General features: G+C 67.5%; 10 protein-coding genes, 1 tRNA gene, 1 pseudogene and 1 riboswitch. Of the genes and pseudogenes, 6 read left to right on the top strand and 6 right to left on the bottom strand.

The features are described 5' to 3' along the window. Window positions 1-259 precede the first annotated feature (259 nt). Entirely contained in the window at window positions 260-1546 is a 1287-nt protein-coding gene (locus tag AC07EJ_RS25030; RefSeq protein WP_389476972.1) for a PTS transporter subunit EIIC, read from the bottom strand. A 141-nt stretch (window positions 1547-1687) separates the two neighbouring features. Here AC07EJ_RS25030 and AC07EJ_RS25025 point away from each other — a divergent pair, with 141 nt between their 5' ends. From AC07EJ_RS25025 to rdgB, 4 genes are all read left to right on the top strand, one after another. Next, a complete protein-coding gene (locus AC07EJ_RS25025; RefSeq protein WP_389476974.1) occupies window positions 1688-2008 on the top strand; it encodes a PTS sugar transporter subunit IIB in 321 nt (106 codons plus the stop codon). A 90-nt stretch (window positions 2009-2098) separates the two neighbouring features. Then, window positions 2099-2836 (top strand): ribonuclease PH, encoded by a 738-nt coding sequence (gene rph, locus AC07EJ_RS25020; protein WP_389476976.1) that lies wholly within the window; start codon window positions 2099-2101, stop codon window positions 2834-2836. A 109-nt stretch (window positions 2837-2945) separates the two neighbouring features. Beyond that, the gene (locus AC07EJ_RS25015; RefSeq protein WP_389476978.1) at window positions 2946-3344 is read left to right on the top strand and encodes a hypothetical protein; all 399 of its coding nucleotides are present in this window, start codon (window positions 2946-2948) and stop codon (window positions 3342-3344) included. A 22-nt stretch (window positions 3345-3366) separates the two neighbouring features. Next, complete coding sequence (gene rdgB / locus AC07EJ_RS25010) at window positions 3367-3972, top strand: RdgB/HAM1 family non-canonical purine NTP pyrophosphatase (protein WP_389476980.1); 606 nt, start codon at window positions 3367-3369, stop codon at window positions 3970-3972. A gap of 53 nt (window positions 3973-4025) precedes the next feature. On the opposite strand, the gene AC07EJ_RS25005 is transcribed toward rdgB, so the two are convergent. From AC07EJ_RS25005 to bcp, 5 genes and pseudogenes are all read right to left on the bottom strand, one after another. Then, window positions 4026-4098 (bottom strand) — tRNA-Leu (locus AC07EJ_RS25005). Window positions 4099-4150: 52 nt separating this feature from the next. Then, window positions 4151-4811: pseudogene (locus AC07EJ_RS25000) on the bottom strand (HNH endonuclease). Further along, window positions 4808-5461, bottom strand: a complete 654-nt coding sequence (locus AC07EJ_RS24995; protein ID WP_478884960.1) for an HNH endonuclease signature motif containing protein — start codon at window positions 5459-5461, stop codon at window positions 4808-4810. Before AC07EJ_RS24995 ends, AC07EJ_RS25000 begins: the two are co-directional and overlap by 4 nt. Before the next feature lie 150 nt (window positions 5462-5611). Next, window positions 5612-7123, bottom strand: coding sequence for a glycine betaine/L-proline transporter ProP (gene proP / locus AC07EJ_RS24990; RefSeq protein WP_389476986.1), 1512 nt, complete (start codon window positions 7121-7123; stop codon window positions 5612-5614). A 160-nt stretch (window positions 7124-7283) separates the two neighbouring features. Continuing rightward, entirely contained in the window at window positions 7284-7751 is a 468-nt protein-coding gene (gene bcp, locus AC07EJ_RS24985) for a thioredoxin-dependent thiol peroxidase (RefSeq protein ID WP_393582171.1), read from the bottom strand. A gap of 129 nt (window positions 7752-7880) precedes the next feature. On the opposite strand from bcp, the gene AC07EJ_RS24980 reads away from it, so the two are divergent. Further along, the gene (locus tag AC07EJ_RS24980) at window positions 7881-8219 is read left to right on the top strand and encodes a DUF3618 domain-containing protein (RefSeq protein WP_389476990.1); all 339 of its coding nucleotides are present in this window, start codon (window positions 7881-7883) and stop codon (window positions 8217-8219) included. 114 nt (window positions 8220-8333) lie between these two features. Further along, window positions 8334-8636, top strand: coding sequence for a GroES family chaperonin (locus AC07EJ_RS24975; protein ID WP_199841797.1), 303 nt, complete (start codon window positions 8334-8336; stop codon window positions 8634-8636). Between the two features lie 70 nt (window positions 8637-8706). Further along, window positions 8707-8767, top strand: a riboswitch (guanidine-III (ykkC-III) riboswitch). The last annotated feature ends 8 nt before the right edge of the window (window positions 8768-8775 follow it).

Raw genomic sequence — 8775 nt, 5'->3', positions numbered from 1 at the left:
TGGGGACGGCGGCGTCTCGGGAACGCGGCCCTGCGGCCGCGTGGTCTACACCACTCAGTGGTGTAGACCTGTTGTAGCACGGTGAAGGTCGTATAAGGAACCTGCGATTTCCCGGGATCCTTGTGCGCTCGGTCATATGCGACAGCGCGAAACAAAACCCCCGGACCGAGGAGGTCCAGGGGTCTTGGGAGGTGTCGAGGGGGCGAAGGGGTGGCGAGGGGGTGCTGGGGGCGTGCTGAAGCTTGGGGGAGCGGGAGGGTCAGGCCTTCGTGACGTCCTCGACCTCGTCCGCCGGCTCCCGTCCCGGCGTCTTCAGGTCGAACTTGGTGATCGCGAACCGGAAGATCGCGTAGTACACCACCGCGAAGACCAGCCCGATCGGGATGATCAGCCATGGCTTGGTCGCCAGGCTCCAGTTGATGACGTAGTCGATCAGGCCTGCCGAGAAACTGAAGCCGTCGTGCACTCCGAGCGCCCACGTCACCGCCATCGATACGCCGGTGAGGACCGCGTGGATCGCGTACAGCACCGGTGCCACGAAGAGGAACGAGTACTCGATCGGCTCGGTGATGCCGGTGATGGTCGAGGTCAGGGCGACCGAGAGCATCAGGCCGCCGACCACCTTGCGGCGCTCCGGGCGCGCGCAGTGCGTGATCGCCAGGCACGCGGCCGGCAGCGCGAACATCATGATCGGGAAGAAGCCCGAGGTGAACTGGCCCGCGTTCGGGTCGCCCGCCAGGAACATGTTGATGTCACCGTGGACCTGCGTCCCGTCCGGCTTCGTGTACGTGCCGAACTGGAACCAGATGGGCACGTTCAGGAACTGGTGCAGGCCGATCACCAGCAGCGCGCGGTTGGCGATGCCGAAGATCCCGGAGCCGATCCAGTCAAGACCGACGAGCCAGTCGCTGAAGCTCTCCAGGGCGTCACCGATCGGCGGCCAGATCCACAGGCAGATCGCGGCGACGGCGATGGCGACGAAGGCCATGATGATCGGGACGAGTCGCCGGCCGTTGAAGAAGCCGAGCCAGTCGACCAGCTTCGTACGGTGGAAGCGCCGCCAGAAGAACGCCGCGAGCAGGCCCATCACGATGCCGCCGAAGACGCCCGGGTTCTGGTAGCCGAACGGCACCACCGCGCCGTCCGGCCCCGCGCAGCCCGTGACGACCGCCTTCGCGCCGGGGCCGCAGTCCACGGGGAACTGGTGCAGCACGTTGTAGTAGACGAGGAAGCCGACGACCGCCGCCAGCGCCGTCGAACCGTCCGCCTTCTTGGCCATGCCGATCGCCACACCGACACAGAAGAGAAGGGGGAGGCCGAGCGCGCCGTCCAGCAGGGCGGAACCGGCACCGACCATCACCTTGGAGACATCGGTCCACCCCAGGCCGTCGTCACCGAAGACGTCCGGCTGGCCGAGCCGGTTGAGGATACCGGCCGCGGGCAGCACGGCGATGGGGAGCTGGAGGCTGCGACCCATCTTCTGCAGACCCTGGAAGAGGTTGTTCCACGGACTGGGTCTGTAGACGGCCGCGCTGTCGGCGCTCATGGGCGTCCTCCCGGAACAAGCCACTGTGGCGGTACGGTTGGCGGTCGTGGGAAACTGGTGTAGACCAGTTGCGGGACGGGTCGGCGGGCGCCGGCCCGGGAGGGCATGACGCCGTGATCGCCATCATTCGTCACGGGCCGAATGACCGCTCGTGAAGATGGGCCAACCGTGGGTTACCGTGACAAAGCGGGCCCATGGCGGGCCGAGAGAAAAGCCAGGGAGAACCACATGGCCACCAAGGCTGAGAAGATCGTCGCCGGGCTCGGCGGGCTCGACAACATCGAAGAGGTCGAGGGCTGCATCACCCGCCTGCGCACCGAGGTCGTCAACCCCGACCTCGTCAACGAGGCCGCCCTGAAGGCCGCCGGCGCCCACGGCGTCGTCAAGATGGGCACCGCCATCCAGGTCGTCATCGGCACCGACGCCGACCCCATCGCCGGCGAGATCGAAGACATGATGTGAGCCCCCGGCAACCCGCCTAGGTGTCACGACGAAGGCCCCGCACCGGACACCCGGACCGGGGCCTTCGCCGTTTTCGCTAGGCTCCCTCCCATGTCTCGCATCGACGGCCGCACCCCCGAACAGCTCCGCCCCATCACCATCGAACGCGGGTGGAGCAAGCACGCAGAAGGCTCCGTCCTCGTCTCCTTCGGCGACACCAAAGTCTTCTGCACCGCCTCCGTCACCGAAGGCGTCCCCCGCTGGCGCAAGGGCAGCGGCGAAGGCTGGGTCACCGCCGAGTATTCGATGCTCCCGCGCGCCACCAACACCCGCGGCGACCGCGAATCCGTACGCGGCAAGATCGGCGGCCGCACCCACGAGATCTCCCGCCTCATCGGGCGCTCGCTGCGCGCCGTCATCGACTACAAGGCCCTCGGCGAGAACACCATCGTCCTCGACTGCGACGTCCTCCAGGCCGACGGCGGCACCCGCACCGCCGCCATCACCGGCGCCTACGTCGCCCTCGCCGACGCCATCACCTGGGCCCAGGGCAAGAAGCTCATCAAGGCCGGCCGTCAGCCCCTCACCGGCACCGTCGCCGCCGTCTCCGTCGGCATCGTCGGCGGCATCCCCCTCCTCGACCTCTGCTACGAGGAAGACGTCCGCGCCGACACCGACATGAACGTCGTCTGCACCGGCGACGGCCGCTTCGTCGAGGTCCAAGGCACCGCCGAGGCCGAGCCGTTCGACCGCGACGAACTCAACTCCCTTCTCGACCTTGCCGTTTCCGGCTGCACCGACCTCGCCACCGCCCAGCGCGCGGCACTCGAGGCCACCCTCCAAAGGTAAAGAGCACGCCAAGTAGGGTGGCAACCCGAAAGACGTCAACTGCGTCTCCACGGATGGGCGTACGGCATCTCGCCGTACGCCCATCCGCACACAAGGGGAGGACCGTTCCATGGCCGCGCGCCCACGCCACCGTCGCCGTACCGCCGTCATAGCCGTCACCGCGGCACTCATCGCCGTACCGGCGGCCGCCGGCTGCGGCGCGCTCGACAAGGCGCTCGACTGCGTCCAGACCGCCGACTCCATCGCCGGCAGCGTCTCCGACCTCAAGCAGGCCGTCGAGAGCGCGACGAACGACCCCACGCAGGCCGACAAGGCGCTCGACTCCATCGACAAGAACCTCGACAAGATCGGCGACAAGACCGACAACGCCGACGTCTCCAAGGCCGTCGACGACCTCAACACCGCGGTGGGCAACGTCCGTACGGCCATCAAGAACGGCGACGAAACCCCCGACATCACCCCCGTCACGGACGCCGCCGGCGAACTGACCAAGGTCTGCACGCCGTAACACCGGCGCGATACTGGTCCCCATGACCCGCCTCATCCTCGCCACCCGCAACGCCGGCAAGATCACCGAACTCCGGGCGATCCTCGCCGACGCAGGCCTGCCCCACGACCTCGTCGGCGCGGACGCCTACCCCGACATCCCTGACGTCAGGGAGACCGGCGTCACCTTCGCCGAGAACGCACTCCTCAAGGCCCACGCCCTCGCCAAGGCCACCGGCCTCCCCGCCGTCGCCGACGACTCGGGCCTCTGCGTCGACGTACTCGGCGGAGCTCCCGGCATCTTCTCCGCCCGCTGGGCCGGCCGCCACGGCGACGACAAGGCCAACCTCGACCTCCTCCTCGCCCAGCTCGGCGACATCGACGACGACATCCACCGGGGCGCCCACTTCGCGTGCGCCGCGGCGCTCGCCCTGCCGGACGGCACCGAGCGAGTGGTCGAGGGCCAGCTGCGGGGGGTGCTGCGGCACGCCCCAGCGGGTTCGGGCGGCTTCGGCTACGACCCGATCCTGCAGCCGGACGGCGAGACGCGGACGTGCGCGGAGCTGACCGCGGCCGAGAAGAACGCGATCTCGCATCGGGGGGAGGCGTTTCGGGCGCTGGTGCCGGTGGTGCGGGAGCTGTTGGGCTGAACGCAAGCAGGCCCCGCACCTACGAATCAAAGGTGCGGGGCCTGCTTTTCCTGTGCGCCCGGTCGGATTCGAACCGACAAACACGACCACCTAAAGATCGCCGCTCAGCCCTTGGCGTACGGGCGCTCATGTCGCGGCCTACTTTACTGGGCCGAGCCGCCGGTCGGTACGGAGCTCTCTATTGCGAAGCTCGCCGTCGGCCGCCTCTGCACCAGGTGCTGGTGATTGCATGGCAGTTGGGGCAGAGCAACCGCAGGTTCTCTCGCCGGTCGTCGCTCCAGTCGCCGCTGATGTGGTCGATCTCCAGCGTCATGGGCTTGCCGAGCCACTCAGCCCCGACCCCGCACTCGGTGCACTCCTCGGGTACGCCGATTTCGCGGAGCGCCCGACGGAGCAGCAAGGTTCGGGCTCGGCGCTTGCCCTCATGGCGGACCAACACATCCTCCGCTCGCTTGAAGGGGGTCGGTCCTGGCTTCCCGCGCTGATGACCTTGGCCCAGGAAGTGTGAGGTATCGATGCCGTACTCGCCGGTCAGCTGAGGGAACAGCGCGCAGGCGCGTGTTGTCCGGGCGTTGCAGCAGTCGAAGAGTTCCAGCGACCGAAGTGGACTGAGCGACGGCCAGTCGTAACTCGTTTTCGCTGGGTAGGCCTCCATGCCGGCGGCCTGCTTGAGGGAAGTGCGAGACGTCGATGCCGAAGAGCTCGAAGCGCTTGTACAAGTGGCGCTTGAGATTGGCGTACGGCTGAGTGCCGAAGAAGGTGATGACCTCGTCGATGCTTGAGCACTGCTCGGCCGCTTGAGCCAGCCGCTCGCGGGTGTACTGCACGCCAGTGCTCATGACGCGTCGCTTCTGACGCGTCCCTTGCCGCGTCCCCGGTAGGTGTCCGTCGTCGAATGGCAGTTGGGGCAGAGGAATCGAAGGTTCTCAAGCCGGTTGTTGCGCCAGTTGCCGTCGACGTGATCGACCTCCGGAGGGAGCGGATGGCCTCGCCACGCGGGCGGCGTACCGCAGAGCGCGCATTCCTCGGGTACTCCCGACTCCGTCATCGCCTTTCTGAGCCGATCGCTCGGGATGCGCCGTGCCTGACTGGCCGACTGCTCGACGAGTAGACCCTCCGGCGTTCGAGGGCGCCACGGCTTCCCGCGCCGGGTCGGTACCCGGAAGTGCGAGGTGTCAATGTCGTACGCCTTGATCCGGCGGCTGATGTGCGTGTGGTGACCGCCGACCACCTCAAGTCCGAGATGACGCAGTACCTCGCACATGTTCGTTGAGGACGAGACCGCTGCCTGGAGGATCTCTCGCGTCCACCGAACCCCCTCGCGCTCGAAGTGCGAGATGTCCACGCCGAGCTTCTTCATCCGCTTGAGGACATACCTTCGCGCCGAACTCCTCGGGTCCGCCCCCAGCCTCTCCAGCGCCTCCGACAGTGTCCGTGCCCCCTGGGCCGCCACTTCCAGGCGTTCCTTCGTGTACACACTGGTCCCCACCGGACCCCTCCGCTCTGGTCACGCGTTCGTGACCTCGCACGGACTAACGATCCGAAAATCGGACTGTCACGCACGGAATGCGGAACAATCCGGTCCGGTGCGCGGGGAAGGGGCAGCGGAGCAGGCCGTCCGGAGGGGCAGATCAGGGGATCAGAACTTCGGTGTCCGGGCCTGGGACTCCACCAGTTCCGCCGCCTCCTCCGGTGTCTCCACCGACGGCGGGGAGCCCGCCAGGGGTTGCTGGGCCGTTTCCTTCATGCAGGCCACCGCGATGATGCCGACCAGGGCCGCCGCCATGGCGTAGTACGCGGGCATCATGTCCGTGCCCGTGACGCTGATCAGGGCCGTGATGACCAGCGGGGTCGTGCCGCCGAAGAGGGAAGCCGAGAGGTTGTAGCCCACGGAGAGCGAGCCGTAGCGGACCTGGGTGGGGAAGAGGGCCGGGAGCGCCGCCGACATCGTGCCGAGCATGCAGACCAGGGACAGGCCCAGGAGCAGCATGCCGAGCGAGACCGCCCACAGGGCGCCGTTCTTGACCAGCAGGAACGAGGGGATGGACAGGAAGAAGAAGCCCAGCATCCCTGCCATGAGGAGCGGCTTGCGGCCGAAGCGGTCGGAGAGTTTGCCGACCTGGCTGATGATCAGCATGAGGACGATCATCGTGGCGATGAGGATGAGCAGTCCGTGGGACTCCTTGTAGCCCATCTCGTCGGACAGGTACGTCGGCATGTACGACAGGAGCATGTAGTCGGTGATGTTGTAGGCGCCGACCAGGCAGATGCACAGGATGAGGGTGGGCCAGTAGTCGCGGAAGATCTTCGCGAGGTCGCCCTTCGCGGTGGTCTCGACGTTCGACGCGGCGTCCGAGGCCCGGTGCGAGGACTCGTCCTCCAGTTTCTGGAAGGCGGGTGTCTCGTCGAGGCGCAGTCGCAGGTAGAGGCCGACGAGGCCGATCGGGCCGGCGACCAGGAACGGGACGCGCCAGCCCCAGGACTCCATGCCTGCGCTGCCGAGGAGGGTGGTCAGGATGGTGACCAGGCCCGCCGCGCCGACGTAGCCGGCGAGGGTGCCGAACTCCAGGAAGCTGCCGAAGTAGCCGCGGCGCTTGTCGGGTGCGTACTCGGCGATGAAGGTGGAGGCGCCGCCGTACTCGCCACCCGTGGAGAAGCCCTGGACGAGGCGGAAGAAGATCAGCAGGACGGGTGCCCAGAAGCCGATGACGGCGTACGACGGGATCAGTCCGATGGCGAAGGTGCCGATGGCCATCAGGATCATCGTCGTCGCGAGGACCTTCTTGCGGCCGATCTTGTCACCCATGGGGCCGAAGACCATGCCGCCGATGGGGCGTACCAGGAAGGAGACGGCGAAGGTCGCGAAGGAGGAGATCAGCTGGACCGTGGCGTTCCCGGAGGGGAAGAAGACGTGGCCGATGGTGACGGCGAGGTAGCTGTAGATGCCGAAGTCGAACCATTCCATGGCATTGCCGAGCGAGGCGGCCTTCACGGCCCGCTGTACCGCCGCCTCGTCGGTGACGGTGATGTCCGTGCGGCGCAGAGGCGGATTCTTCCGGCGTTTCACGGCGCGGAAGAGGGCCCGGTGGCGCTTGACCGCCTCGGGGTCGGCGGCGGACCCGGTCTGCTCTGGGTCGATGACGCCCGACATGGAGTGATCCCTTCTGTGGACACGGAGTTCCAGGGAATCACTTGCTCCGGGGTGGCGATCGCAAACGGAAGTCCCCTGTGAAAGGGACTTCCGTCACGTTCGCGCGTACCCGGAAGGGGCTGCGGTGATCCGCGGCCGACGGGTCAGATGCCGAGACAGGTCAGATGCCGAGATCCTTGATGATTTTCGCGACGTGGCCGGTGGCCTTCACGTTGTAGAGGGCGCGTTCGACCTTGCCGTCCTCGTCCACGACGATCGTGGAGCGGATCACGCCCGTCACCGTTTTGCCGTAGAGCTTCTTCTCGCCGTACGCGCCGTACGCCTCCAGGGTCTCCTTCGAGGGGTCGCCGACCAGCGTGACCTTGAGGTTCTCCTTCTCGCGGAACTTCGCGAGCTTCTCCGGCTTGTCGGGCGAAATGCCGATCACGTCGTAGCCCGCGCCCGCGAGGACGTCGAGGTTGTCCGTGAAGTCGCAGGCCTGCTTCGTGCAGCCGGGGGTGAGGGCGGCCGGGTAGAAGTAGACGATCGTCTTGCGGCCCTTGTGGTCGGCGAGGGAGACCTCGTTGCCGTCCGCGTCGGGCAGCGTGAAGGCGGGGGCGGTGTCGCCGGTCGTCAGTCGCTCGCTCATGGTGGGACTCCTCGTACGGGATACGGGTACGGGACCCGAGCGTAATGGGGGTGCCGTGGGGTGCGAGGGCCGCCGAGCTGACAGACTGTCCACGATCAGTGCCATAACAGCGACCACGGAGGCAGCGCGGTGTCGGACACGTCGAGAACGTCGGATGCGCGGACCCCGGCGCAGATCGAGGCGGACATAAAGCGCCGTCGCGAGGCGCTGGCGGAGACGCTCGACGAGATCGGGGTGCGGGTGCACCCGAAGACGATCGTCGGTGACGCGAAGGCCAAGTTCGTCGCCGGTGTCGACCACTCGCTCGGGCGGGCCTACGTGGGTGCGAACCGGGTGGTGTCGGAGGTGAAGGCCCAGTTCGTCTCCGAGGAGGGTGCGCCGCGTATGGAGCGCATCGTTCCGGTGGCCGTTGCCGTGGTCGGTCTCGTGGGGCTGCTCGCCGTGACCGCGCGACGCCGCAAGCACTGACCCTTCCTGCCGATGGGCGTGGCCGCGGCAGGTAGGTTTCGGGGCGTGAGCGCCAACAGCGAGAAGCACAGCAGCGAGAAGAACAGCACCCAGCACGACAAGCTGCCCATCCGCATGCTGCACGACCGTGTGCTCGTGCGGCAGGACACTGCCGAGGGCGAGCGGCGCAGCGGTGGCGGCATCCTGATTCCGGCGACCGCGGCGGTCGGGCGGCGCCTGGCCTGGGCCGTGGTGGTGGCCGTCGGGCAGAACGTGCGGACGGTGGAGCCGGGCGACCGGGTGCTGTACGACCCGGAGGATCTGGCCGAGGTCGAGGTGCGGGGTGTCGCGTACGTGCTGATGCGTGAGCGCGATCTGCACGCGGTGGCCGCCGACCGGTTCGAGGGTTCCCAGGATTCGACGGGCCTGTACCTGTAGAGGGGTACGGCTCGCAGTGGCTTCGCAAAAGGGCTGGTGACCGTTGTCACCAGCCCTTTTGCACGTTCTTTGCTACCTTTGAGGGACCCCGACGAGACGCGCCGTACCGGGTATCGCAAAGACGACGCACCCCTGTTGA

This window comes from Streptomyces sp. NPDC045026 (assembly GCF_056432625.1).
Note: the sequence above shows the minus strand (reverse complement) of the source record. Positions and strands in the feature narration are given on the sequence as shown.

What these genes read in the sequence shown, in the direction of transcription:
- AC07EJ_RS25030 (WP_389476972.1), bottom strand. Translation starts at nt 1,546, where the DNA reads ATGAGCGCCGACAGCGCGGCCGTCTACAGACCCAGTCCGTGGAACAAC.
- AC07EJ_RS25025 (WP_389476974.1), top strand. Translation starts at nt 1,688, where the DNA reads ATGACCGCTCGTGAAGATGGGCCAACCGTGGGTTACCGTGACAAAGCG.
- rph (WP_389476976.1), top strand. Translation starts at nt 2,099, where the DNA reads ATGTCTCGCATCGACGGCCGCACCCCCGAACAGCTCCGCCCCATCACC.
- AC07EJ_RS25015 (WP_389476978.1), top strand. Translation starts at nt 2,946, where the DNA reads ATGGCCGCGCGCCCACGCCACCGTCGCCGTACCGCCGTCATAGCCGTC.
- rdgB (WP_389476980.1), top strand. Translation starts at nt 3,367, where the DNA reads ATGACCCGCCTCATCCTCGCCACCCGCAACGCCGGCAAGATCACCGAA.
- proP (WP_389476986.1), bottom strand. Translation starts at nt 7,123, where the DNA reads ATGTCGGGCGTCATCGACCCAGAGCAGACCGGGTCCGCCGCCGACCCC.
- bcp (WP_393582171.1), bottom strand. Translation starts at nt 7,751, where the DNA reads ATGAGCGAGCGACTGACGACCGGCGACACCGCCCCCGCCTTCACGCTG.
- AC07EJ_RS24975 (WP_199841797.1), top strand. Translation starts at nt 8,334, where the DNA reads ATGCTGCACGACCGTGTGCTCGTGCGGCAGGACACTGCCGAGGGCGAG.